Origin of the sequence: Vibrio sp. bablab_jr001, from assembly GCF_016464285.1 — a bacterium.
Classification (GTDB): domain Bacteria; phylum Pseudomonadota; class Gammaproteobacteria; order Enterobacterales; family Vibrionaceae; genus Vibrio; species Vibrio fluvialis.
In genome coordinates this window covers 226,468-253,289 of sequence record NZ_JACDWZ010000041.1, presented here as the reverse complement: position 1 = coordinate 253,289, position 26,822 = coordinate 226,468, and the positions used below count along the sequence as shown (strand labels likewise).

At 48.2% G+C, this 26,822-nt stretch carries 19 protein-coding genes; 12 read left to right on the top strand and 7 right to left on the bottom strand.

The window, feature by feature from the left end; translation table 11 throughout:
• The 4 genes from JIG40_RS07105 to nspC form a co-directional block, all read left to right on the top strand.
• Window positions 1-1,891: cadherin repeat domain-containing protein (locus JIG40_RS07105; RefSeq protein WP_199465039.1), on the top strand; the 1,891-nt coding region annotated here is incomplete at its 5' end.
• Window positions 1,892-2,443: 552 nt separating this feature from the next.
• On the top strand, window positions 2,444-5,329 hold the full coding sequence (locus JIG40_RS07100) for a pyridoxal phosphate-dependent class III aminotransferase (protein ID WP_199465038.1): 2,886 nt from the start codon (window positions 2,444-2,446) through the stop codon (window positions 5,327-5,329).
• A gap of 15 nt (window positions 5,330-5,344) precedes the next feature.
• On the top strand, window positions 5,345-6,589 hold the full coding sequence (locus JIG40_RS07095) for a carboxynorspermidine synthase (RefSeq protein WP_020428588.1): 1,245 nt from the start codon (window positions 5,345-5,347) through the stop codon (window positions 6,587-6,589).
• 133 nt (window positions 6,590-6,722) lie between these two features.
• Window positions 6,723-7,856 carry a carboxynorspermidine decarboxylase gene (nspC, locus tag JIG40_RS07090; RefSeq protein ID WP_158150909.1) on the top strand — a complete coding sequence of 378 codons (1,134 nt, stop codon included), beginning with the start codon at window positions 6,723-6,725 and terminating at the stop codon, window positions 7,854-7,856.
• Between the two features lie 61 nt (window positions 7,857-7,917).
• On the opposite strand, the gene JIG40_RS07085 is transcribed toward nspC, so the two are convergent.
• Together JIG40_RS07085 and JIG40_RS07080 are read right to left on the bottom strand one after the other, a co-directional pair.
• Window positions 7,918-9,525, bottom strand: a complete 1,608-nt coding sequence (locus tag JIG40_RS07085; protein WP_020330359.1) for a methyl-accepting chemotaxis protein — start codon at window positions 9,523-9,525, stop codon at window positions 7,918-7,920.
• A 232-nt stretch (window positions 9,526-9,757) separates the two neighbouring features.
• The gene (locus tag JIG40_RS07080; RefSeq protein ID WP_020330360.1) at window positions 9,758-10,270 is read right to left on the bottom strand and encodes an ACT domain-containing protein; all 513 of its coding nucleotides are present in this window, start codon (window positions 10,268-10,270) and stop codon (window positions 9,758-9,760) included.
• 332 nt (window positions 10,271-10,602) lie between these two features.
• Between JIG40_RS07080 and JIG40_RS07075 the strand changes: the two genes are divergently transcribed.
• The 5 genes from JIG40_RS07075 (at window position 10,603) to gndA (ending at window position 15,607) form a co-directional block, all read left to right on the top strand.
• Window positions 10,603-11,619, top strand: coding sequence for a TRAP transporter substrate-binding protein (locus tag JIG40_RS07075; RefSeq protein ID WP_032082614.1), 1,017 nt, complete (start codon window positions 10,603-10,605; stop codon window positions 11,617-11,619).
• A gap of 65 nt (window positions 11,620-11,684) precedes the next feature.
• Entirely contained in the window at window positions 11,685-12,242 is a 558-nt protein-coding gene (locus JIG40_RS07070; protein WP_020330362.1) for a TRAP transporter small permease subunit, read from the top strand.
• Window positions 12,235-13,551 (top strand): TRAP transporter large permease subunit, encoded by a 1,317-nt coding sequence (locus JIG40_RS07065; protein ID WP_199465037.1) that lies wholly within the window; start codon window positions 12,235-12,237, stop codon window positions 13,549-13,551. The genes JIG40_RS07070 and JIG40_RS07065 overlap by 8 nt, the downstream gene beginning before the upstream one ends.
• Before the next feature lie 65 nt (window positions 13,552-13,616).
• Window positions 13,617-14,123, top strand: coding sequence for a gluconokinase (locus JIG40_RS07060; protein ID WP_154184351.1), 507 nt, complete (start codon window positions 13,617-13,619; stop codon window positions 14,121-14,123).
• Window positions 14,120-15,607 (top strand): NADP-dependent phosphogluconate dehydrogenase, encoded by a 1,488-nt coding sequence (gndA, locus tag JIG40_RS07055; RefSeq protein ID WP_199465036.1) that lies wholly within the window; start codon window positions 14,120-14,122, stop codon window positions 15,605-15,607. Before JIG40_RS07060 ends, gndA begins: the two co-directional genes overlap by 4 nt.
• 47 nt (window positions 15,608-15,654) lie before the next feature.
• Here gndA and JIG40_RS07050 read toward each other — a convergent pair whose 3' ends face one another.
• The gene (locus tag JIG40_RS07050) at window positions 15,655-16,554 is read right to left on the bottom strand and encodes a DUF3943 domain-containing protein (protein WP_024374839.1); all 900 of its coding nucleotides are present in this window, start codon (window positions 16,552-16,554) and stop codon (window positions 15,655-15,657) included.
• A 176-nt stretch (window positions 16,555-16,730) separates the two neighbouring features.
• Between JIG40_RS07050 and JIG40_RS07045 the strand changes: the two genes are divergently transcribed.
• Window positions 16,731-17,972 (top strand): CinA family nicotinamide mononucleotide deamidase-related protein, encoded by a 1,242-nt coding sequence (locus JIG40_RS07045; protein WP_020428573.1) that lies wholly within the window; start codon window positions 16,731-16,733, stop codon window positions 17,970-17,972.
• 243 nt (window positions 17,973-18,215) lie between these two features.
• Entirely contained in the window at window positions 18,216-18,464 is a 249-nt protein-coding gene (locus tag JIG40_RS07040) for a hypothetical protein (RefSeq protein ID WP_020428572.1), read from the top strand.
• A 68-nt stretch (window positions 18,465-18,532) separates the two neighbouring features.
• On the opposite strand, the gene yfaE is transcribed toward JIG40_RS07040, so the two are convergent.
• The 4 genes from yfaE to ubiG form a co-directional block, all read right to left on the bottom strand.
• Window positions 18,533-18,811 carry a class I ribonucleotide reductase maintenance protein YfaE gene (gene yfaE / locus JIG40_RS07035; protein ID WP_020330372.1) on the bottom strand — a complete coding sequence of 93 codons (279 nt, stop codon included), beginning with the start codon at window positions 18,809-18,811 and terminating at the stop codon, window positions 18,533-18,535.
• Entirely contained in the window at window positions 18,811-19,944 is a 1,134-nt protein-coding gene (nrdB, locus tag JIG40_RS07030) for a class Ia ribonucleoside-diphosphate reductase subunit beta (RefSeq protein ID WP_020330373.1), read from the bottom strand. Before nrdB ends, yfaE begins: the two co-directional genes overlap by 1 nt.
• A gap of 72 nt (window positions 19,945-20,016) precedes the next feature.
• The gene (gene nrdA, locus JIG40_RS07025; protein ID WP_020330374.1) at window positions 20,017-22,299 is read right to left on the bottom strand and encodes a class 1a ribonucleoside-diphosphate reductase subunit alpha; all 2,283 of its coding nucleotides are present in this window, start codon (window positions 22,297-22,299) and stop codon (window positions 20,017-20,019) included.
• Window positions 22,300-22,748: 449 nt separating this feature from the next.
• Window positions 22,749-23,456 carry a bifunctional 2-polyprenyl-6-hydroxyphenol methylase/3-demethylubiquinol 3-O-methyltransferase UbiG gene (gene ubiG / locus JIG40_RS07020; protein WP_032080242.1) on the bottom strand — a complete coding sequence of 236 codons (708 nt, stop codon included), beginning with the start codon at window positions 23,454-23,456 and terminating at the stop codon, window positions 22,749-22,751.
• Between the two features lie 353 nt (window positions 23,457-23,809).
• Here ubiG and gyrA point away from each other — a divergent pair, with 353 nt between their 5' ends.
• Window positions 23,810-26,524 carry a DNA topoisomerase (ATP-hydrolyzing) subunit A gene (gene gyrA / locus JIG40_RS07015; RefSeq protein WP_199465035.1) on the top strand — a complete coding sequence of 905 codons (2,715 nt, stop codon included), beginning with the start codon at window positions 23,810-23,812 and terminating at the stop codon, window positions 26,522-26,524.
• Window positions 26,525-26,822: the final 298 nt, after the last annotated feature.

Genomic DNA, 26,822 nt, shown 5'->3' with positions numbered 1-26,822 from the left:
TGTGATCGGTACCGTGTCGGCCACTGATGGTGACGGCGAGGCGGTGACGTATTCCATTACCACCAACGTGTACAACGATGCCAATGAAGCCTTGTTTGAGATCGATGCGGTCAGCGGTGCGATCAGCCTGACGGCGGCGGGCGTCACCGCGTTCTCGAACGATTTTGAAGATACACCTAATGCCCATACCATTCAGGTTATGGCAACGGAAGTGGAAGGATTGGGCGAGCAGAAATCTACAGTGATCGATGTTCAGCTAAGTGAGCTTAATCTTGATGATAATGCCCCAATTTTTGACGACGAGTATATTTTTACTTACGAAGAAGATAGTGAAGAGTCTGATTTGATCGGCACAGTGTCAGCAACCGATGCTGACGGTGAAAACGTTACCTACAGCATTAAAACTAATGTGTATGACAGTAACAATAATCCACTGTTTTGGATCAACGCTACGACCGGGGCTATCTATCTGACCTCGTTTGGTGTACTGGCCTTTACCAATGATTTTGAACAGGAATCCAATATTCATAATCTGGTCGTTACAGCGACGGAAGTGGATGGTTTGGGTGCAATGAAATCAACAGATGTGGATGTGGTACTCAAAGAGTTGAACGTTAACGAGCCTCCTGTCGCAGAAGATTTCACAGTGCTTTTAGGCAACAGCTCAGAAGTTACCATTGTATTTGACTCAGACGTAGAAGCGAATGACCACATCTCTGACGTCGACGATGATTTCACTGGCACGCAGTTGAACATTGTACTGACGTCTCTACCTGACAATGGAACACTTCTTTACACCGATGAAAATGGCGTGACCCGAGAGCTGACTTCAGCGGATGTGTATGTTTCAGGGCAACTAGAAGACCCGGTTCTACTCAATCCTAACAACATCACTTATGTGCCGGAAGGTAACGAAGTGGTGATTGGTTCGACAGATGATGGCTCTCTAGTTGCGGTCGATGATGATTACCAATTTGTTCTAGATAACGGAAATACCATTTACATCTCAGCGTTCAAAACATTGGGCAATGGCAGTGAAGTCTCACAACAGGTGACCTTGATTGACACGGTTCAACAAGGGACTGGTTTGTCGGTCGCAACGGGTAATGGTATTAACAGTCAGGAAACGTTGCACGTCGACTTGAGTGAAAATCCACTCTACACCATCAGTTTTGGGGTGGATGGATTGAATGCCAATCATGCTGCAACCGTGACTTACTATTTCGAAAACAGCGATCCAGTCACCATCTCTTATCAAGGGAATGGCGACTACTCGTACACCGCATCGTCAGATGATCCTGTGATTGGCCTTGATTTTACCGCCTCTAACAATGACGGTTCATCGGGTGCTAACTATGTGGTGACTCATTTGTCTGGCACAGAAACGGTGGTTGATGATTCCACCTTTACTTATCAGGCTGTGGACTCGGATGGTGAGTTCAGTAACGTTGCAACGGTCACGCTGGATGCGGACGACAGCACTCCGTCTTACCACGTTTTCTCGGCTGAAGCTGGTGACCCCGTGGTGAATGCGACAATCGGTAATGACGTGTTGATAGGCGACTCTCAGGCAAATGTCTTTACTTGGCTCGATAGCGCACTCGATAACAGTACCGATGTGGTGAAAAACTTCGAGTTTAATACCGACAAACTTGATTTATCTGCGGTGCTGGATTCTGGTGAAGACTTCAATACGTTGCTGAGCAAAATTGATGTGGTAGTGGGTGCTGAAGATGTCACATTGCAGGTTTCGCACGACAGCGGCGAAACGCAATCTATCGTGATTGACAATGGGGTAGACATCTTTGGACTAACCAGTTCAAGTGGTTTAATGACGGACGACGTCGCACAGGCATTACTCAGTCAGATTGTTAAAACAGAAACTGTTTAAATGTGTTATAAAACCAAGCCCTTATCCTAGTGATGAGGGCTTTTTCTGGTCTCTATTTTATAACTTTCTGAATAATAGATAATTGTGATATTTTCTGTTGATTTAGTTGTTATTTATCGATGAAAAATGATTGCGGATAAGGCCGATTTTGTGTTAAGTTCCGCACCAATCTCGGACAGTGCTTCCGGGGGATACGCGTAGTGACCATTCAGGCTGATTGGGACATTACGTAGGGTAGGTATCAGTAAGTCCTTTTACTGATAGACGGGATACTCTTGCTGTGGGAACAGCATGTGAATGGGATACCCAACATTGAACTCACTTAACTTACACACATTAATCAGCTTTGTACTTCCTCTATGCCCTGTTCGACAGGACAGCAGCATAACCGAACCTTGATTCCTGTTTTTAGTGATTTGTCATCAAGCTGATGGCCTACAGTATTTCCGAATTTGTCTGCGGACTCAGTCGGAGCGTTTTGCTATTTGTCATTTCTCAAAACAACTTACTGCCGGGAAATGAACAGAGTTTTAACCATTCAAGGGGACGAAGATGAGTACAGCCTTTGAAGTCGATAACACTATCGCAACTATGTTTTCCAACCAAGTACCAGTTTTAGAAGGTACTTATGACCTTACTCCAGATGAAATTCTCCTTGAACAAGCTGAGCATGAATCTGAAGTACGTTCATACCCACGCCGTTTACCTATCGCCATCAAACAAGCTTTTGGCTGTTTGGTAGAAGATACTCGTGGCCAGATCTTTTTGGACTGTCTTGCGGGTGCAGGTACCCTGGCGCTTGGTTATAACCACCCAGAAATCAACCAGGCTCTGAAAGAGCAACTGGATTCAGGTCTGCCTTACCAAACGCTGGATATTGCGACTAAAGCAAAAACCAACTTTATCAAAGCTGTTAAAGCATTCCTGCCTGAAGAGCTGGGTAATAACTGTGTGATTCAGTTCTGTGGTCCATCTGGTGCAGACGCCGTTGAAGCGGCAATCAAACTGGCTAAACAAACCACTGGCCGCAACACCATGTTTGCGTTCCGCGGTGCATACCACGGCATGACCAACGGTACTATGGGTATGATGGGTAACCTGAATACTAAAGCACGTCGTACTGGTCTGATGTCTGACGTTCACTTCATGCCATTCCCGTACAACCTACGTTGTCCGTTTGGTCTGGGTGGCGATGAAGGCGCGAAAGCGAGCATCCGTTACATCGAGCGTCTGCTGAACGACGACGAAGCGGGCATCATGAAGCCAGCGGCGATCATCGTCGAGCCAGTACAAGGCGAGGGCGGTGTAATTCCTGCTCCAGCATTCTTCCTGCGTGAACTTCGCCGCATCTGTGACGAGCACGGCATCCTGCTGATTTTCGATGAAATCCAGTGTGGTGTGGGTAAATCTGGCTACAACTTTGCATTTGAAGAAGCGGGTATCGTTCCTGATGTACTGTGTCTGTCAAAAGCAATCGGTGGCGGTCTGCCAATGTCACTGCTGGTGATCAACAAGCAGCACGACACATGGCGTCCAGGTGAGCACACAGGTACATTCCGTGGTAACCAGCTGGCAATGGTATCGGGTGCTAAAGCACTGGAAATCATTGAACGTGATAACCTGGTTGAGCAGGCAAATATTAAAGGCCAATACCTACGTATGGGTCTGGAAAAAATTCAAAGCCGCGTAAACTGTGTTGCAGAAGTACGTGGTAAAGGCTTGATGCTGGGTCTGGAAATTAAAGATCCAAGCGGCGAGCTGAACAAATTTGGTGAGCCAAAAGCGGCACCTCAACTGACTCTGGGCATTCAGCGTGCAGCGCTGGAGCGTGGTCTGATGGTTGAGAAAGGTGGCCGTGAAGGTTCTGTGATTCGTTTCCTTCCACCGTTGATTATCTCTTTTGAACAGATCGACTTTGCCCTGCGCACACTGGAAGAAGCGATTCTTGCCGCTGGTGGCGGTCAGAAAGATCCAGAGCAAGCAAACCAAGAGTGGAAAAAACACTTCATTCACACCGGTCACATGGGTAGCCAAGAGTTCTCACAAGTGATGAACCACACCACTGCTGCGATGAAAGCCGTGTTTGAAGAAGTGAATGCGCCATATTCAGGTATCGACCCTAAAGTGCTGGAAGAAGCGATTTATGCTGTTGATCTGGATAACAAGAACGCATCTCTGAAAGATGTGATTTCTGAAACTGCGGAACTGGTTGCGAAGAACTCAATCATTGTTCAGCACCCAGACTGTATCGCGCACCTGCACACGCCACCGCTGATGCCTTCCGTTGTAGCGGAAGCGATCATTGCGTCTCTGAACCAATCTATGGATTCATGGGATCAGTCTTCTGCGGCAACGTTTGTTGAGCAGAAAGTGATTGACTGGATGTGTGAGAAGTACGAACTGGGCGCGCAAGCGGACGGTATCTTCACCAGTGGTGGTACTCAGAGCAACCAAATGGGCCTGATGCTGGCACGTGACTGGATGGCAGACAAGCTGAGCGGTCACTCGATTCAGAAACTGGGTCTGCCAGAGTACGCGGACAAACTGCGTATTGTGTGCTCGAAGAAATCTCACTTCACTGTTCAGAAGTCTGCTTCTTGGATGGGTCTGGGTGAGAAAGCGATCTTGGCGGTTGACGCTCTGCCGAACGGTACAATGGATGTGACTAAGCTGGAAGCTGTCGTTGAACAAGCGAAAGCGGAAGGTCTGATCCCATTTGCTATCGTCGGTACTGCGGGTACAACAGACCACGGTGCGATTGATGATCTGGTGACGATTGCGGATGTTGCTGATAAGCACGAGATGTGGATGCACGTTGATAGTGCTTACGGTGGCGCACTGATTCTGAGTAGCCATAAAGATCGTCTGAGCGGTATCGAACGTGCTCAGTCAGTCAGCGTTGACTTCCATAAGCTGTTCTTCCAAACCATCAGCTGTGGCGCACTGCTGCTGAAAGATAAGAGCAACTTCAAGTTCCTACTGCACCATGCAGATTACTTGAACCGTGAGCATGACACTCTGCCAAACCTGGTTGATAAGTCTATCTCAACAACAAAACGCTTTGACGCTCTGAAAGTGTTTATGACCATGCAAAACGTGGGTCCTAAACAAATGGGTGCAATGTACGATCACTTGCTGGAGCAAACTCAACAAGTGGCCGAATTGGTTCGTCAGCATAAAGCCTTCGAGCTTTTGGCTGAACCATCTCTGTCTACCGTGTTATTCCGCGCGGTAAACAACCAGGCGTCTGATATGGATGAACTGAATAAAGTCGTTCGTATGCAAGCTCTGGTACGTGGTGTCGCAGTACTTGGCGAAACCATTGTGGATGGCAAAACTGCCTTGAAATTCACAATCTTGAACCCATGCTTGAAGATTTCGGACTTCGAATCTCTACTGGCTAAAATTGAAACTCTAGCGGAAGAGCTAGCGAAATAAAGGTAAACGGATACTATGTCAATTCTACAGATTGGGGCGGGCGGCGTTGGCTGGGTGGTCGCACATAAAGCGGCACAGAACAACGACGCGCTGGGTGATATTACCATTGCTTCCCGTTCAATTGGGAAGTGTGAGAAGATCATTGAATCAATCAAGGGCAAACAAAACCTGAAAGATTCTACTAAGAAGCTAGAAGCTCGTGCAGTAAATGCTGACGATGTAGACGCACTAGTAGCGTTAATCGAAGAGGTTCAGCCTGATCTTGTGATCAACGCTGGACCACCTTGGGTCAACGTGCCAATTATGGAAGCCTGTTACCGTGCAAAAGTGTCCTATCTGGACACTTCTGTTGCGGTGGACCTGTGTTCTGAAGGTCAACTGGTTCCTGAAGCATACGACCCACAGTGGGCGTTCCGCGAAAAGTTCAAACAAGCTGGTATCACCGGTATTCTGGGTGCAGGTTTTGATCCGGGTGTGGTGAGCGTGTTTGCAGCGTATGCCGCAAAACACCTGTTTGATGAGATTGAGTCTATCGATGTGATGGATATCAACGCGGGCGACCATGGCAAGAAATTCGCCACTAACTTCGATCCTGAAACCAACATGTTGGAAATTCAGGGCGACTCTTTCTTCTGGGAAGAGGGCGAATGGAAGCGTGTACCATGCCACACTCGTATGATGGAATTTGATTTTCCTAAATGTGGTCCTTTCAAAGTGTACTCAATGGCACACGATGAAGTGCGTTCACTGAAGGAATTTATTCCTGCAAAGCGTATTGAGTTTTGGATGGGCTTCGGTGACCGTTATCTGAACTACTTCAACTGCATGCGTGACATCGGTCTGTTAAGTCCGGATCCTATTGCGCTTCAGGATGGTACGGTGGTACACCCACTGCACGTTCTGAAGGCGCTACTGCCGGATCCAACTTCTCTGGCTCCAGGCTATACCGGTCTGACTTGTATCGGTACCTGGGTTCAGGGCAAGAAAAACGGCGAACAGCGTAGTGTATTTATTTACAACAACGCTGATCACGAAGTCGCTTATAAAGATGTTGAGCATCAGGCGATTGCTTACACCACGGGTGTGCCGGCAATCACTGCTGCGCTTCAGTTCTTCCGCGGCGAATGGGCAGAGGCTGGCGTGTTTAACATGGAGCAGCTGAACCCGGACCCATTCCTGGAAACCATGCCGTCCATCGGTCTGGACTGGGAAGTTCAGGAATTGCAGCCTGGCAAACCGGTTATCAACATTCTTAATTAATCAAAGCGACTAAAAGGTATGCCACCTTTTGGTTCAAGATGAGACAAACAGCCGTCATTCGTGATGGCTGTTTTTTCCATTTAAAGATTCAGAAACTGTTGCCACTGTTTGGCAGCATTCAGGAACCTAAAAGATGCAAAAAAGCGAATTGAAAACCCCATACTTCATGATTGACGAAGGTAAGCTGGTTGCGAACCTCGAAATCGCTAAACGTCTGAAAGACATTTCCGGCGTAAAGCTGGTACTGGCACTGAAGTGTTTCTCAACCTGGGGTGTTTTTGACATCATCAAACCGTATCTGGACGGTACAACCAGCTCTGGTCCATTTGAAGTTAAGCTGGGTTTCGATACTTTCGGTGGTGAAACGCACGCTTACAGTGTGGGTTACAGCGAAGATGACGTTAAAGAAGTGGCAGACATCTGCGACAAAATGATTTTCAACTCTCAGTCTCAACTGAGTGCGTACCGTCACCTGGTGGAAGGTAAAGCGTCTCTGGGCCTGCGTCTGAACCCGGGCGTCAGCTACGCGGGCCAAGATTTGGCAAACCCTGCACGCCAGTTCTCTCGTCTGGGTGTACAGGCTGATCATATCGATCCGGCGGTATTCGATACCATTAACGGTGTCATGTTCCACATGAACTGTGAAAACAAAGATGTGGATGCGTTTATCCACCTGCTGGATTCCATTTCAGAGCGTTTTGGTGCGTACCTGAACAAGCTGGACTGGGTGAGTCTGGGCGGCGGTGTATTCTTCACCTGGCCGGGCTACGATGTTGAGAAACTGGGTCTCGCTCTGAAAGCCTTCGCGGAAAAGCACGGCGTTCAGCTTTATCTGGAACCGGGCGAAGCGGTGATTACCAAAACGACTGACCTTGTGGTCACGGTGGTAGACATCGTTGAAAACGGCATGAAAACTGCCATCGTTGACTCGGCAACGGAAGCGCACCGTCTGGATACGCTGATCTACAAAGAGCCAGCATCGGTATTGGAAGCCAGCGAGAACGGCGAACACGAGTACGTGATCGGCTCATGTTCTTGTTTGGCTGGCGACCAGTTTTGTGTTGCGAAATTCGATGAGCCGCTAAAAGTCGGTCAGAAACTGCATATCCTCGACAGTGCGGGTTACACCATGGTGAAACTGAACTGGTTCAACGGCCTGAAAATGCCATCGGTGTACTGTGAACGCACCTCGGGCGAAATTCAGAAGCTGAACGAATTTGGTTACGACGATTTTAAACGCTCACTGTCTCTGTGGTCGGTAAAATAATCGATTGCTGATGAAAATAGAAAAATCCACCGCTAGCGGTGGATTTTTTGTTTGTGCGGATTCAAAGCTTGAAGTGGAGAAGTTTGTCATCCAGCTGGCGTGACAAGTCAGCCAGTTTTTCACTCTCTTCGGCCAGATAGTTCGCCGCCTGCGACATTTCAAGCGCGGCATCATTAATACCACTGACATTGCGGTTCATCTCTTCAGCGACTGCGCTTTGCTCTTCCGCCGCAGTGGCGATTTGTGTCGCTTTGTCGCTCACATGTTGAATATGATTGACGATCAGTGACAAATCGCTTCCCGCATTTTCAGCGCGTTCTACGCTGTTGTAGGCAAGCTCTTGACTCTTCTGCATCGCAGTCGCCGTTGTGACGGCCAATTGTTGCAGGCGATTAATGGTGGTTTGAATCTCATCGGTCGAGTGGTGAGTGCGGCTCGCGAGATTGCGCACTTCATCTGCGACTACGGCAAAGCCTCGTCCTTGTTCACCTGCCCGGGCGGCTTCAATCGCTGCGTTCAGTGCCAGCAGGTTAGTCTGCTCTGAAATGCCACTGATAACCGCTGTGACCTCGCTGATCTGCATGACACCTTCCTTGAGCTTATTCACTTGCTCAGTTGCCAACTCAAGTTCGTGAGATAACGCTTTGATGCTGTCGACACTGGAGTGCACATCTTTGTCACCCAGTCCAGCTTCTGTACTCGCATCCATGGTGTCTCGAGCCGTTTCCTCTGCGTGACCTGCAACGTCAGCGACGGTCGCACTCATTTCATTCATCGCGGTTGCCAACTGACTGAGCTGATCGCGCTGGCTCACAACAGCCTGACTGGTTTCCTCGGCGGAAGAGGCAATACGAATCGCTGCCTCAGCGACTTCACTGGCAGATTTGACCGATTCCACTAACGCCTCACGCATCGACGCGACACTTTCGTTGATACGAAGTGCCACAATGCCGATTTCATCGTTACCCTCAACTGGTATGGTGGCTGTCAGATCCCCTTGGGCCACCTTCTTCATCGAATCTTTGATTTGTTCGAGAGGATTCACAATCGCGCGACTAATGACAATGCCAAAAACAGCCATAACGATAATGGCAATCAGAGTGGCGACGGCCATGTTCCAGAACTGTTTTTCGACCGCGCGTTCGATATCATCCAGCAGCATCCCTGAACCAATAATCCATCCCCATGGGGCAAAACCATGAACGGCGGAAAGTTTGTCTGCTTCTTTGCCAGATGCGGTTTTCCAAGGGTAGGTGAGTACGCCATGTTGACCGCCTCTGGCTAAATCAACCATGGTGTACCAGAAACTGTCCTCGCCGCTTCGATCATTGCCCATTTGCTGGCCCACCAGATCTGGGCGCAGAGGATGAACAACCACCTGACGAGACTCATCAATAACAAACAAATAGTTATCGCTATCAAAACGGACTGAATTGATCAGGGCTTTCGCCGCTTCCTGAGCTTGTTGTTTAGGCTGTGATTTTTCCAGATAGGCTATCTGGGAGAGTGTGGTGTTAATGACGGCATTGAGGCGTGCCTCACGCTCGGCAACTAAATTGTTTTTCAATGCTGTGGCGGCAATGAATAACAGACTGACAAAACCTATGATGCCAACCAATAGAATAATAGCCAGCTTATAGCTGACCCTAATGTTCTTAAGCTTCAACATGACGTTTCCTACCCAACCAATTGATGTACGCTGTTCTTGTTTCGGACTGTTATTTATTGGAATTATGTTGGGACCGAGATCCCGCTTTAAGCGTGGTAGAAAAGTACGAGAATTCAACCGCATCAAGCAAGATTGTTAGCTGCTTCAAGAAAAATATTCACGGGTTAAATAAAACACTAAATAAAAAGGGAGGCCACAGGCCTCCCGAACATCGATACATTCTTGTGTGTTGTTATGCTTCCAGAATGACCCGAGTGTCTTCACTCAGGGCTTCGAGCTCTTTGGCGACATCATCAATGTCGATTTCTGGTGGCAGACGAATTGCCATATTGGCCGTGAACAAACTGGAACTCACACCGCCGCCACCGGCAATGAATACGCGTTGGCAGTCCATATCGAGAATACTGATGCCTTGGCTATCAAGCACGTGGGTAATCTCGTTGACGATGCCGTAGCGATCATTGGCATCTAACCGCAACTGGTAAATGGTGTCTTCTTTGTGCGGTTTCGTATCGCAGTCTACTATTTGTACCAGTAGATCCGGGTAGGACTGGAATGCTTCTTTGACGACTTGTGCTTTAGCGAGCGGCATTTCAACCTTAATCACCGCAGCTACTTGATCTTCAATGAAATTTACTTTGCTGATTAGCCACTTACCATCATTTTCATGAGTGATAGCGGCCAGTTGTTTAATGGTGGACGGCGTTGCTGTGCCCACAAAATTTACAATAAAAGTACAAGTCATAACGGCCTCCGAACTTCACCTTGGTCATCCTTTTCTATGAGTTTAGGTGTTGTGAGGCTCCGAGGATTGATGAAAGTCAATTTTTTGGAGGACGGAATGGGGCAAGTTTCAATATTTCAAACCTCAGCACAATTTTGGCTCGTTGAAACAGTGATTTATAGGTGAGGTTATCAGAAAGCATCTGTTGTTGAGAGGGATGTTAATAATTGTTTAAAAGCTGTGATCGATCTCATGGACACAATATAGGAGTTACCAGTAACATTCACCCTGCAAGTTACCGGTAACATAAAAACATAAACCGGTTTTTACGTGAAACTCTTAAGGACGATTCAATGAAAGCTATGACGAGAACGCTTATCGCTGCCGCGGTGACAGGTTTAGTATCCATGTCTGCAATGGCTGCGGATTTCAAACTCAAGATTCAGTCTTCTGACCCATCAGGTGACCGCAACTTCCAAATCCAACAAAACTGGGCTGACCGTGTCGAAAAAATGTCGGGTGGTCGTATCGATATCGATTTACTGCCAGTGGGTGCGGTGGTCAAACACACGGAAACGTTGAGCGCTATCAAGATGGGTATTCTTGATGGTCACGTCACCGCGACGGAGTTTTTCTCAGGTCAGGATCCTGCGTTTGGTCTGCTGGGTAACATGGTCGGTGCTTGGTCTGACACAACCCAGTTGCTTCAGTACATGAACTACGGCGGTGGTAACGAACTTTTAACGGAACTTTACAAACCATACGGCGTGCATTTCATCGGTGCCTCGACAACGGGCGTTGAATCTCTGGTATCGAAAAAACCTCTTGATGGTGTGGCGGATCTGAAAGGTCTGAAGCTGCGTGCGCCGGAAGGTCTGGTTCAACAGGTATTTGCTGCAGCTGGCGCAACGCCTGTTAACCTGCCAGGTTCTGAAGTATTTACTGGCCTGAGCAAAGGTGTTATCGATGCGGCGGACTACACCGTGTTCTCGACCAACCAAAAAGCGGGCATGAACGACATCGCAGTGCATCCGGTTCAGCCTGGTTTTCACTCTCTGCCACTGATCGATATTTCAATCAGCCAGAAGAAATGGGACAAAATGCCAGCGGATCTGCAACAGATTCTGGAAACATCAGTACGCGACTTCTCTTATGACATCACCACTCAGCTGAAAATTGCTGACCAGGCGGCAGTGAAAGAAGCGAGCGCAAATCCGAAAATTACGATTCACAACTGGTCAGACGAAGAGCGCAAGAAATTCCGCGAAATCGCACGTAGCCAATGGAAAGTGTTTGCAGAGCGTTCTCCAAATGCACAGAAAGTGTATGACTCTGTAACTAAGTTCCTGGAAAACAACGACCTACTTTAATTACCGCTATTTCCTTCATTTGAGAGAGGGCAGTTTTGCCCTCTCGTTTTAAACAAGAGTTCGTTATGAGCGAGAATAAGCTACCTGCTGCGTCTATCCATGATGAGCAGCCGAAAAACGCGCTGGATCGCTGGATTCTGCGTCTGGGCAACGCGCTGAGCTTGCTGTTTCTGTTCACGGTTGCGATTTCCTTTTATGAAGTAGTGATGCGCTACGCGTTCAACGCCCCAACAACGTGGGTACATGAAACCGCTGCCTTTGTAGGCGGAACACTGTTTGTGTTTGGCGGTGTGTATGCGATGGCAGCCGACAAACATGTGCGTGTAGTGCTGATTTACGATCACGTTTCGCGTCGCACTAAACATTATCTGAATCTGGTGCATCACATTGTCGGTCTCGCGTTTGCGGGCATGATGGCGTACGCCTCTTACGTTACGGTAGAAGCGTCCTGGTTTGCTCCATGGGGTGAGATGCGTCTGGAAACCTCAGGTTCGGCGTTTAACCCTCCGTATCCGGCACTTCTGAAAGCCGTTATCTTCATCACGTTAGTGATTCTGGTCGTGCAGTTTGTGCTGCATTTGATTCAAGAGATTCAAGCCCTGAGGAATAAACACGATGTTTGATCTTTCTTCAATTGGTATTGAGTGGGGCAGCCTCCTGATGCTGGCGATGATGATCGGCCTGCTGCTCACGGGTATGCAGCTGGCGTTCGTCACTGGTTTTGTCGCTATCTTTTTCACTCTGAGTTGGTTTGGTGTGGATGCAATTCCACTGGTAACCAGCCGTATGTACAGCTTTGCTTCTGACTACATCTTCCTAGCCATTCCTATGTTTGTTCTGATGGCGGCGATGTTGGATCACTCAGGGATCGCTCGCGACTTGTTTGATGCCATGAAGTCTGTCGGCCGTAAAGTGCGCGGTGGTGTTGCGGTTCAGACGCTGTTGGTTGCGGTTCTTTTGGCATCCATGTCTGGCGTTATCGGCGGTGAAACGGTATTGCTGGGTATTCTCGCGCTGCCACAAATGCTGCGCTTGGGTTATGACCGTAAATTGGCGATCGGTACCACGTGTGCCGGCGGCGCATTGGGCACCATGCTGCCACCGAGTATCGTTCTGATTATTTACGGTATGACCGCGAGCGTGTCGATTGGCGACCTGTTTAAAGCTGCTTTCCTGCCTGCGTTTATTCTGGCTGCGTGTTACATCGCTTACGTATTGGTGCGTTGTTACCTGAATCCTTCTCTGGCACCAAGCTTTGAAGAAGAGCTGGAAGAAGAAACAGAACATCCGAATTACTTTAAAGCACTGTTTTTCCCGCTGCTGTCGGTGGCGGTTGTACTGGGCAGTATCTACACCGGTATTGCATCCGTCACTGAAGCGTCAGCTTTGGGTGTTGTGGGCATTATGATCAGTGCCATCATTCGCCGTGAAATGAGCTGGAATATGCTCAAAGATAGCGCCGTCGCGACGATGCGTACCTGCGGGATGATCATCTGGATTGGTATCGGTGCGAGCGCCTTAGTTGGGGTTTACAACCTGATGGGCGGTATTGATTTCGTTGAAGAAACCATTCTGGCTCTGTCTGGCGGTAGCGCCATGGCCACACTGCTCATCATGATGGTGATTCTGCTGGTGTTGGGTATGTTCCTCGACTGGGTTGGCGTTGCACTGCTGACCATGCCTATCTTCGTGCCAATCATCAGTAACCTGGGCTTTGACCCGATTTGGTTCGGCGTGGTGTTCTGTCTGAACATGCAGGTATCATTCTTGTCGCCACCTTTTGGCCCGGCCGCGTTTTATCTCAAGTCCGTGGCGCCGAAAGACATCAGTCTGGGTTTGATTTTTACCTCGCTGATCCCGTTCATTTTCATGCAGATTTTCGTGCTGGCTCTGGTTATCACATTCCCTCAGTTGGCGATGTGGTGGCAATAAACCAAGCGATATAACTTTTTTGTAGAGCGGCCCCATTTTGTGGGGCCTTAGGGAAGTATTGTCCTATGAAACCAAGAAAAATATTAGTGATGGGGGTTTCTGGCTGCGGAAAAAGCTCGATTGGTAGCAAAATTGCCGAAGCGCTGGGCCTGAAATTCTTTGATGGTGACGATTACCATCCACAACAAAATGTAGAAAAAATGCGTCAAGGGATTCCTCTGACGGATGAAGACCGCTACGGCTGGCTGCAAACTTTAAATCGCCTCTTTATCGAGCAAGAATCGGCAGTGATTGCCTGTTCGGCTCTTAAGCCAGAGTATCGTGATATTTTGCGCACCAACAACGAAGAGCTGGTGATTGTTTACCTGCAGGGTGATTACGACACCATCTGGTCACGTCTTAAACAGCGCTCCGACCACTACTTTCAGGGTGAAAAAATGCTGAAAAGCCAGTTCGCGACCTTGGTTGAGCCGCAGGCTGGAGAGGCCATCTTTGTCGATATTTCTCAATCACTGGACGACGTGGTGGCTCAGGCACTCACCGCGATTAGCCAACTGGGAGCCAAGTTATGAGTTTCCAAATCGCCATGATCGGGCTGGGTGTGATGGGCAAAAGCCTGGCACTGAATTTGGTTGATCACGGGATCAAGGTTGCCGGATACGACTTAAATCAGGCGAATCGAATACGCACCCTGCAAGAAGCGGCGTCTCTGAGTACGATCGCAGGCAAAGGACAGTTTGCCGCGGCGGATGATTTAGCTCATCTGCTGAGTTTGCTGGATAAACCGCGGGTGATTGCACTTTCAGTTCCGGCCGGCGATATCGTCGATCAAGTGATCACACAGCTACTGGATGCGGGTTTAGAATCTCAGGACATCGTTATCGATACGGGTAACAGCTTGTGGACGGATTCTGAACGCCGCGAACACGTTTATACGGGCCGTTTACGTTTCTTCAGCACCGCCGTCTCTGGGGGAGAACAAGGTGCGCGTCACGGCCCGTCTCTTATGGCAAGCGGCGATCAAGAAGCGTGGGCATTCATCGAGCCAATGTGGCAAGCCATTGCTGCAAAAGTCGATGCTGCTGGTAAACCGATTGATTCCCATCAACAAGGTGACTCTTGCGCCGCATATCTGGGGCCTGCAGGTGCTGGCCATTACGTTAAAATGGTGCACAACGGGATTGAATACGCGGACATGCAGCTGATTTGTGAAGCGTACCAATACCTGCGTGACGTGATAACGCTGTCGGCACAAGAGATTGGTCAGGTGTTCGAAGGCTGGAATCAGGGCGTTCTGAATAGCTACCTGATGGAAATCAGTGCGGATATTCTGCAACAACAAGATCCGCAAACAGGTGCGATGCTGGTTGATATGATCCTTGATACCGCCGAACAAAAAGGTACCGGATTGTGGACGGCGGTGAACAGCTTGCAAACAGGTTGCCCGGCGCCAAGCCTGGCTCAGGCTGTATTCGCTCGTGCCTTGAGCGCAAACAAGGCGCGCCGTTCGTTAGCCAGTAAACAACTGCCTGCGCAGACAATGATCGCTGACTACTGTCTGGATACCGTTCTGCGTGATCTGGAATCAGCGCTCTATTGCGCTAAGCTCGCGGTTTACGCGCAAGGCTTTGACCTGATGAAAACTACGTCAGACAAAGAAGGCTGGAAACTGAATTTTGCTGATATCGCGCGCATTTGGCGCTCAGGCTGCATTATTCGAGCGGGTTTCCTACATCAGATTGCGATGGCTTATCAGTCTCAGCCAGAGTTAGAGCATCTGTTGCTTGCCCCTGAGTTTGCCTCTGCATTGTCAGATAGACTGCCGGGATGGCGTCAAATTGCAGCTCAATCGATGTTCAGTGGCGTTCCCATGCCGAGCCTGACGTCTGCGCTGAGTTATTACGATGCGCTTCGCTGCGAAGTGCTGCCTGCCAATCTGCTTCAAGCGCAACGCGATTATTTCGGGGCGCATACGTACGCTCGAGTTGATCAGCCGGCAGGCAAGAAGTTTCATTTGCTGTGGGAAACACAACATCGCCAGCAGGTAGAACGTTAAGCCAATAAAAAAGCGCCTGCAGGCGCTTTTTTTACAACTCGGATAAATTAGAACGTCACTTTGAAACTGGCGCCAATGAACTGGGTGTCGTAAGTCGCACCTGAGTCGAGGGCAAACTTGGCCGCATCCTGATTGCCAAACCATGGATTACTTTCAAACTGGAATTCGGCTGAACCGCCCCAGGCGTTACTCACCCATCCGTGAATGTGACCGACCGGGTTTAAGAAGAATAGGGTGACGCTACCGACGCTTTCAGAGCCTAAAACTTCACCGCCGTTATCCACGATGTCCTGTTCTGCCTCAAACATCATTTCACCAACCACGGCACCAAAAAATGGAGTGATAAAAAGGTCCTGCCACGACGGTACTTCTGCAAAAGCTTCAACCCCGTATTCCCAAAATAGCCCGGACATTGCCGCTGAATAAAGGAATGACTCAAACTCATTGAAACCGGCATGACGCGCCGCGGTGTAGTATACACCACCAAAATAGGGGTGCATGACGTAGTTGAGGTAGTGCTCGTCTCGGTCCCAGGTCGGTCCCTGAGAAACGTTGTCCCACCATTTCTGCCCCAAACCGCTCAGGTTACGGTCATCTTCATCCCACTTGGTGATGGACTCTGGCAGCAGTGTCATCAGACCAACGGTCACGACACTCAAACCCAGAATGGTATACGTTTGATCTTTCAGGTAATCCCAATCTTTAGTATCAGATGGCGTCAGGTAGCGGGGGAGTGCAGGTTCATCCACTTTCAGCTCTTGCTCACCATCCAAGTTCATTGCCAGAGGTGAAACCGCTTTATAGCGGTATGGGGATTCGTTGTTGCAACTGACGGTTTGGCACTCTACCGAGTAGGATAATTCGATGTGTGGGCTGATATCGTATTGTGCTGCGTGGGCACAAGCGGGTAACGATAACATCAATGCAGTGATGCGTTTTATTGACACGGTAGCTCCAAGACGTTGTTTTATAATAATGATCAGTATCACAATTATCTATTAAAGTAGCGGGGATGAAAATAATCAAATCGCTTATTGACACAAAACTGATAGAGATACTGGGCCATTCAACGATATAGTGGCCAAAGAATGGTGTCACAAAGAACCCAAATAAGGTCATAGATATGCTGAAAATAGCGATGTTAAGTACTGGTGAGGAAGTACTGCACGGTGACATCACCGATACCAATGCCGCTTGGCTGGCACGAGAATTTTTTGAAAGTGGTTTCTCGCTCTCTAAACGCTCGACGGTAGGGGATGAAAAATCGGCTTTGGTTGAAGAGCTGATGATGCTCAGCTTCAACAGTGATGTCGTTATCGTCAATGGTGGTTTAGGACCGACTTCCGACGACTTAAGCGCCGCCGCCGCCGCACAGGCCGCCGAACAACAACTGGTTCTTTTCCCTGAATGGTTGAAAGTGCTGGAGGCCTTTTTCGCGCAGCGCCAGGTGAAAATGCCAGAGAGCAACATTAAACAAGCGATGTTACCTGAAAAAGCGACGATCATTGATAATCCGATCGGCACTGCCTGCGGCTTCAAAATGCAGATTAATGATTGCTGGTTCTATTTCACACCGGGCGTACCAAAAGAATTCAAACGTATGGTCAGTGAACAGATTCTGCCTGACCTGCATGCACTCTTTCCAAATCAGGCTGGGCTTGAATGTAGCCGCCTTTATACCTTCGGGACGTCTGAATCCGGTATCTCCGACAAACTGGATAAACTTCAGCTACCAAAAGACTACGTGTTGGGCTACCGCTCTTACTTGCCGTTCATTGAGGTGAAACTGTTTGGGCCGCGCAACGATTTGGAGACACGCGTTAAACTGCTGCAACTGATTTATTCACATCTTGAACAGCATGTTGTCAGCGTTGATGAACCTATGTTGGCGCACATCGGTCATTTGATCGAAGAAAAAGGTCTGTCACTGTCGATCGCCGAGCAGGCAACCAAAGGCTGGCTGTCAAATTGGTTATTGAGCAACGAACAGGTTGAGCGCTTGAGCGGTCATAGCTGGATTCTGAGCCATCGTACCGATGCTGGTCTTGGTGAGAAAGACCCGCTGGCAGCCGTATTTGCACTTGCGGGAGCAACCAAAGATAAATGCAGCACTGATCTGGCGATTGTGACGGGCGCGTTGAGTGAAGGCACGTTCAGTGTGGCGCTGTCGGCTCCACAAGGTGAATGGGGGCAATTGTTGAAGTTCAGCCGCACATACAGCCAGCAAGAGCAAAAAGAGCTGATAGGCACCGTTGCGGCAGACATGTTGCGCCGCTATCTCTCCGGTAAACCCGTGCTGGCTAAATATGGTTCAGTGTTGACGGTAAAAGAGTTGTATCTGCCTGCCAATGTGCTGAATGGATAGTTAAGTTCATATCGCGTAATTGCATATAAAATAAAACGTTGTTCGTTAAATGGTAATAAGCAGATGATTTGTTTGCTTATTACCAAACCTCTTTTGACCATTTCCTTCTATTCAAAATTCGTCTAATTGTTAAGCGCCTGATTTCCGTGGCCCTCCCGATTTTGTCTTAAAAATGAGCCGTCTTTAGCACTTTTTTATTTGTACACTGAAATCTCGTTTGAACCATTTCGGCAGGAGGCTGGTATGTTCCATCAATCAAGAATTTTGGTTTGGTATGAGGTTGCAAGTCAAAAAGTGATTTTGGGAGAAGCACTTGGTAGCGTCCATCGTGACGTCGTGTCGTTATGGCTTCATGCACCGGTAGATAACAATAACCTGAGTTATCAGGGATATCGCTTGTCTCTATTTGATGACGACGGTCGTGAGATCGCCAATAAGTCCGTATCCATGGGAACCGCAGATGAAATTCTGTTTGGTGGGCTGATGGAATAGAACGATACCGTTACAACGGAACAGAAATGAAAAAGCCAGAGCACTGCTCTGGCTTTTGTCTTTATGATTTACGCGCGTTTGGCTTTGATTCGGTAGTTGACGTCGGTCAGCTCCAGAGCCGTTTTAGCTTTACAAATACACGGCAATATTTCGTTGCTCTCGGTATAAGCCATCGCAAAACCAACATATTCGACTTCACCTGAAAGTAGGGTACAACGACATGCGCCACAGTGGCCGTCACGACAGTTGTACTCTGGATCTAACCCGGCTTGCTCCATGGTTTCCAGCAGCGTATTAGACGGGTTAGATTCAATGTTGACGATTTTGTTGATTTTGATGTTCGCCATTACAGTTCAAAACCTTCGAAGTCGTCTGAGCTAACTTCGTTGTCGATCTGGCCGACAAGGTATGAACTGATTTCCGCTTCTTGTGGTGCTACCTGTACGTTGTCAGAAGACAACCAAGCATTGATCCATGGAATTGGGTTGCTGGTTGCACCTGGGTATGCTGGCTCAAGGCCAACCGCCTGCATACGGATGTTAGTGATGTATTCAACGTACTGGCACAGGATATCTTTGTTCAGACCGATCATTGAACCGTCTTTGAACAGGTAAGATGCCCACTCTTTTTCCTGCTCAGCAGCTTGCTTGAACAGATCGAAAGATTCTTGTTTACACTCTTCAGCAATTTGCAAGAATGCAAAATCATCCATACCGTTGCGCAGCAGGTTGACCATGTGCTGAGTACCGGTCAGGTGTAGTGCTTCATCACGCGCAATCAGTTTGATGATTTTCGCGTTACCTTCCATCAGCTCACGTTCAGCGAACGCGAATGAACATGCAAAGCTGACGTAGAAACGGATGGCTTCCAGCGCGTTGACAGACATCAGACACAGGTAAAGTTTCTTCTTCAGGTCATTCAGGTTAACAGTGACTGTTTCGCCGTTCAGCTCGTGCGTACCTTCACCAAAACGGTGGTAGTCGTTCGTAGCCTGAATCAGATCGTCATAGAAGTGTGCAATATCTTTTGCACGCTTGATGATGTGCTCGTTCTCTACGATGTCATCAAACACAATCGCCGGATCGTTAACGATGTTACGGATGATGTGAGTGTATGAACGAGAGTGAATCGTTTCTGAGAACGACCAAGTTTCAATCCAGGTTTCGACCTCTGGCAGAGAAACCAGCGGCAACAGAGCCACGTTCGGGCTGCGACCCTGAATCGAATCCAGCAGAGTCTGATATTTCAGATTCGAGATGAAAATGTGCTTCTCGTGGTCCGGAAGCTTCGCGTAATCGATACGGTCGCTGGATACGTCAACTTCTTCCGGACGCCAGAAGAAAGAAAGCTGCTTTTCAATCAGCTTTTCGAAAATTTCGTATTTCTGTTGGTCATAACGTGCCACGTTAACTGGCTGACCAAGGAACATAGGTTCTTTAAGTTGGTTATTCTTTTTTTGAGTAAAAGTACTGTAAGCCATTGTGCCTTCATCCGTTTGGCCCTTCGCGTGAGCGAAGGGCATGCAAATCATTAAGTGAAAGTTCGAATCTGATTAGATCTTACAAGCGCCGCCTGCACAATCGTCATCTGCTGGTTGAACCGCATCTTTCTGATCGTCTTTCGCACCATCACGAGTGTTATGGTAGTACAGCGTTTTCACACCAAACTTATACGCAGTGAGCAGGTCTTGAAGTAGTTTCTTCATCGGCACTTTGCCAGACTCGTATTGGCTTGGGTCATAGTTGGTGTTGGCAGAAATCGCTTGGTCAACGAATTTTTGCATGATACCAACCAGATGCAGATAACCATCGTTTGAACCGATGTTCCACAGTAGTTCGTAATTCTCTTTCAGACGAGTGAACTCAGGCACAACCTGCTTCAGGATACCGTCTTTAGACGCTTTTACAGATACGTAGCCGCGAGGTGGCTCAATACCGTTGGTCGCGTTAGAGATCTGAGAAGATGTCTCAGAAGGCATCAGCGCCGTCAGTGTTGAGTTACGCAGGCCGTGTTCCATGATTTCCTGACGCAGTGAATCCCAGTCGTAGTGCAGCGGCTCTTCGCAGATCAGATCTAGGTCTTTCTTGTACGTATCAATTGGCAATAGGCCTTTCGCGTAGTTCGTTTCGTTGAACGCCGGGCACTTACCTTGTTCTTTCGCCAGATTCACAGACGCTTTCAAGAGGTAGTACTGCATCGCTTCAAAAGTACGATGAGTCAGACCATTCGCGCTGCCATCTGAGTATTTCACGCCATGGCGCGCCAGGTAGTATGCGTAGTTGATCACGCCAACACCCAGAGTACGACGGTTCATGGTTGACTTACGTGCTGCTGGCAGCGGGTAGTCTTGGTAATCCAATAGCGCATCCAGAGCGCGAACAACCAGCTCAGCCAGCTCTTCGAAATCATCCAGTTTTTCAATCGCACCCAGGTTGAAAGCAGACAGAGTACACAGCGCGATTTCGCCGCTGTCGTCTTCTACGTTAACCAGAGGTTTGGTTGGCAGAGCGATTTCCAGACACAGGTTAGACTGACGCACTGGCGCTACACTCGCATCAAACGGGCTGTGCGTATTACAGTGGTCAACGTTCTGAATGTAGATACGACCAGTCGACGCGCGTTCTTGCATTAGAAGCGAGAAGATCTCAACTGCTTTAACAGTACGTTTCTTGATTGACGGATCGTTTTCATATTTCACGTACAGACGTTCAAATTCGTCCTGATCCTGGAAGAAAGCGTCGTACAATCCCGGAACGTCAGAAGGAGAGAACAGCGTGATGTTGCCACCTTCAACCAGACGTTTGTACATCAGTTTGTTCAGTTGAACACCGTAGTCCATGTGACGAACACGGTTCTCTTCAACGCCGCGGTTGTTTTTCAGAACCAGCAGAGATTCTGCTTCGCCGTGCCACAATGGGTAGAATACCGTTGCTGCACCGCCACGAACGCCGCCTTGTGAGCAACATTTAACGGCAGTCTGGAAGTACTTGTAGAATGGGATACAACCGGTGTGGAATGCTTCACCACCACGGATTTCAGAACCCAGCGCACGAATACGACCCGCGTTGATGCCGATACCAGCACGTTGAGAAACGTAGCGTACGATAGAGCTGGCAGTCGCGTTGATAGAATCCAGGCTGTCACCACATTCAATCAGTACACATGAACTGAACTGACGGGTAGGTGTACGTACACCAGACATGATTGGCGTTGGCAGCGAAATCTTGAATGTTGACGTCGCATCATAGAAACGCTTCACGTAATCCAGACGAGTCGCTTTCGGGTACTTAGCAAACAGGCAAGCCGCAACCAGAATGTACAAGAACTGTGCACTCTCATAGATCTGACCGGTTACACGGTTTTGTACGAAGTATTTACCTTCCAGCTGTTTAACAGCTGCGTAAGAGAAATCCAGATCACGGCGATGGTCGATGAAACTGTTCAGCAACTCAAATTCTTCGCGGGTGTAATCTTCTAGCAGGTGCTTATCGTACTTGCCTTTTTCCACCATCGCTGACACGTGATCGAGCAGCGTTGGCGGTTCATATTGACCATAAGCCTTTTTGCGCAGGTGGAATACAGCAAGGCGCGCAGCCAGGTATTGGTAATCAGGGGTCTCTTCGGAGATCAGATCTGCCGCAGACTTGATAATGGTTTCGTGAATATCTGACGTTGTAATGCCATCGTAGAACTGGATGTGAGCTCGAAGTTCTACTTGTGATACTGAGACGTTATCTAGGCCTTCAGCGGCCCACGCGATCACGCGATGGATCTTGTCCAGATCGATGTTTTCTTTGCGGCCATCACGCTTGGTGACAGTAAGTTGTTGGTTCATTCTGCTTTATTTCCCTAACAAAACTGATAAAAGCCGTGTTTTAGTGTAATTCTTGTAAAGTGAATCCCGGCTTTGTGATCAAGCTCGCCCTACATATAGTGTCCCAAACACTATATGTAGGGGTGCATCAGTGTTCGCATTACAAGATAGTGCTATCGAGGGGGTATTGCAAGTTACAGATCGGGGACAGTTTGTGGATAACTTGCGAATTTAAAAAAAACAGTTAGTAGCCACTCACTGATGATCAAAGGACAGAGTTGATTGTATAAAATCGACATTTCAATATTGCTTTTTTCATAACCATGATCGAAAAAAAAATTCTTGATCTTTAGGCAAAAATGCAACCTTGATTTCAATTGATTAAAGTGGAAGCTAGAGCACAAAAAATACGCTAAAAATCCGTGGCCTAGTGTGATATTTAAGCACCGATTTTTAGCGAATAATGCCTCTTAAAATAGGCGCGTATGGATGATGTAATTGACGTCAACGTTTGCGCCCAGGCGGTATGTGTCAGTCAGTGGGTTGTAGAGTAACCCGGTGATAGCCTGTTCCTGCAGAGGAGTGGCATCAATCATCTTGAGTAGTTCAGAAGGACGAATGAATTTTTCGTGGTCGTGCGTGCCTTCCGGAACAATCTTCAGCAGCTTTTCCGCACCGACAATGGCAAACAGATAAGACTTAAAGTTACGGTTAAGCGTGGAAAAGAAAACATGACCGCCTGGCTTTACCAGCGCCGCGCACGATTGAATAACGGAAAGTGGGTCTGGTACGTGTTCGAGCATTTCCATGCAGGTCACCACGTCGTATGCCTGAGCGTTGTCTTGTGCGTGATCTTCGATGGTGCTCTGAATGTAAGTCAGCTTGGTTCCTGTTTCCAGGGCATGCAGACGTGCCACTTCCAGCGGCTCTTTACCCATATCTAGGCCAGTCACTTGCGCACCTTCACGAGCCATGCTCTCGGCAAGGATGCCTCCGCCACAGCCAACATCCAGCACTTTTTTTCCAAACAGTCCGTCAGCGCGTTCCAGCACATAGTTCAGACGCAGCGGGTTAATCTGATGTAGAGGTTTGAACTCACCTTCGAGATCCCACCAACGTGAGGCCATCTCTTCAAACTTCTTGATTTCATTTGGGTCGACGTTTTGCGGTTTGGTCATGCTATTCGTTGCCTGTGTTACGCATCCATGAATAAGGTGGCATTATAACGCCGTTGTCATTTCGCACCAGTTGTTATCTTTGAATCCCAAATGGATGAGCAAAAAATAACCTTTTATCAGTTGGATATGGGAGGAATGTGTAAATTCTCAGCACTTGATACACAACAAAGGTCACAACCTGATAAAAGGGGAGGGAAAGTGATGCCGAAGCTTGGAAACTTGTGTTATATTTTTTCACCTTATAAGTATCAATAATATTCAGGTGTTGCAGCATAAAGTGATTCATGCGGAGATTAGCATGGGCTTTATGTTGTCTGGATATACCGATCAAACTATAGAGGGATAATGGCTCTATGAGCGATCTAGCTAAAGAGATCACGCCCGTAAACATTGAAGATGAGCTACGAGGTTCATACCTGGACTACGCGATGTCAGTTATCGTGGGTCGTGCTCTTCCAGATGTGCGTGATGGCCTAAAACCAGTTCACCGTCGCGTGCTGTTCGCGATGAACGTACTGGGTAACGATTGGAATAAACCATATAAAAAATCTGCCCGTGTGGTAGGTGACGTAATCGGTAAATATCACCCGCACGGTGATAGTGCGGTATACGATACGATTGTACGTATGGCGCAGCCGTTCTCGCTTCGCTACATGCTGGTCGATGGTCAAGGTAACTTTGGCTCGATCGACGGTGATTCCGCGGCGGCAATGCGTTACACCGAAGTACGTATGGCAAAAATTGCCCATGAGTTACTGGCGGACCTTGAAAAAGAAACCGTGGATTACGTACCGAACTATGACGGTACTGAACAGATCCCTGCGGTTCTTCCTACCAAAATTCCTAACCTGCTGGTTAACGGTGCCTCTGGTATCGCAGTCGGTATGGCAACCAACATTCCACCGCATAACTTGACGGAAGTGGTTGACGGTTGCTTGGCGTACATCGACAACGAAAACATCACGATTGATGAGTTGATGGATTACATTCCGGGCCCGGATTTCCCAACGGCAGCCATGATCAGTGGCCGTAAAGGCATCATCGATGCTTACAAAACCGGCCGCGGCAAGATTTACATGCGTTCAAAAGCTGAAATTGAGGCGGATAAGAACGGTAAAGAAACCATCATCGTGACCGAAATTCCTTATCAGGTGAACAAAGCTCGCCTGATCGAGAAAATTGCGGAACTAGTTAAAGACAAGAAAGTTGAAGGCATCAGTGCACTGCGCGACGAGTCAGATAAAGACGGTATGCGCATTGTTATCGAATGTAAGCGCGATGCAGTAGGCGAAGTGGTTCTGAACAACCTCTACGCAAACACTCAGCTTCAGACGACTTTCGGTATCAACATGGTAGCGCTGGACAATGGTCAGCCTAAACTGTTTAACCTGAAAGAAATGCTGAAGTGCTTCGTCGATCACCGCCGTGAAGTGGTGACTCGCCGTACGATTTTTGAACTGCGTAAAGCTCGTGAACGTGCTCATATCCTTGAAGGTCTGGCACTGGCACTGGCCAACATCGATGACATCATCGATCTGATCCGTAAAGCACCAACTCCGGCTGAAGCGAAAGCTGGCCTGATTGCGCGTGGTTGGGATTTGGGTAATGTGGCAGCGATGCTTGAGCGTGCTGGCACCGATGCTGCTCGTCCAGAGTGGCTTGAGCCTCAATACGGCATTCGCGACGGTCAGTACTTCCTGACTGAGCAACAAGCGCAAGCTATTCTGGATCTGCGTCTGCACAAGCTGACTGGTCTGGAACACGAGAAGATTCTTGACGAATACAAACAGCTTCTGGAAGAGATCGCTGAACTGATGCACATTCTGGCAAGCACAGAACGTCTGATGGAAGTGATTCGTGAAGAGCTGGTTACTGTACGTGATAGTTACGGTGACGCTCGTCGCACTGAAATTACTGCGGCAAGCCATGATATCGATCTGGAAGAACTGATCGCACGTGAAGACGTTGTGGTAACACTGTCTCACGAAGGTTACGTGAAATACCAGTTACTGAGCGACTACGAAGCTCAGCGTCGTGGTGGTAAAGGTAAGAGTGCGACTCGCATGAAAGATGAAGACTATATTGAACGTCTTCTGGTTGCGAACACGCACGATAATATCCTGTGCTTCTCGACTCGTGGTAAGACCTACCGCATGAAAGTTTACCAATTGCCATTAGCAAGCCGTACCGCTCGCGGTAAGCCGATTGTGAACCTGCTTCCGTTGGAAGAAAACGAGCGCATCACGGCGATTCTGCCAGTGACCGAGTTCAGTGACGACAAGTACATCTTTATGGCAACCGGCGACGGTACTGTGAAGAAGACGTCTCTGGATCAGTTCGCAAACGTTCGTTCTAACGGTCTGATTGCGTTGAACCTGCGTGACGAAGACTCGCTGATCGGTGTAGATATCACTGATGGCGAAAGCGAAATTATGCTGTTCTCTAAATTCGGCAAAGTAGTTCGCTTCAAAGAATCAGAAGAAACTGCGGTTGTGGATGAAAATGGTCAACCTGTACTGGATGAAAATGGCCAGCCAGAGATCAAGTTCAAAGGCGTAAGACCTATGGGTCGTACTGCAGCTGGTGTTCGAGGTATGAAACTGGCTGATGGCGACCAAGTGGTATCGCTAATCGTACCGAAGACTGATGGTGATGTACTCACCGTAACAGAAAATGGTTATGGTAAGCGCACCAGCTTGTCTGAATACCCAACGAAGGGCCGTGGTACTCAGGGTGTGGTTTCGATCAAAGTCTCTGAGCGTAACGGCAGCGTAGTGGGTGCGGTTCAGGTTGACGAAGGTGATGAGTTCATGATGATCACCAATGCAGGCACACTGGTACGTACTCGTGTGGCTGAAGTTAGCCACGTTGGTCGTAACACCCAAGGTGTAACGCTAATCCGTACTGCAGAAGATGAGCAAGTGGTTGGTTTGCAGCGTATCGAAGAGATTGAAGAATCTGAATTCTCAGAAGAGGAAGGTTCGGAAATCGTAAACGAAGGCAGTGAAGTACCTGAAGCATCCTCTGAAGCACCAGAGACATCCTCTGAAGGTGACACAGAAGAATAATTCTTCTTAAAAGAAAAGCCGGGTTAATACCCGGCTTTTTTGTATCTTAACTCTTTTAATAGTTGAGTACTCAACTGGGTTAATAAACTTTGTTATTACAGATGATCGATTAAATACGGATGAATCCGTAAATAAAAATTGATGATCGTCAATTTTGAAACTCGATAGAATAAAGAAGCTAGCTATCTATAAGCGCGGTTGTATAAGCGGACGGCGTTATGAAACCGACAAGTGACTCAAGGCTTTCAGATGGTTATGTTGAGATATTACTGTTTTTGGGCATGTTTAATTAAATAAC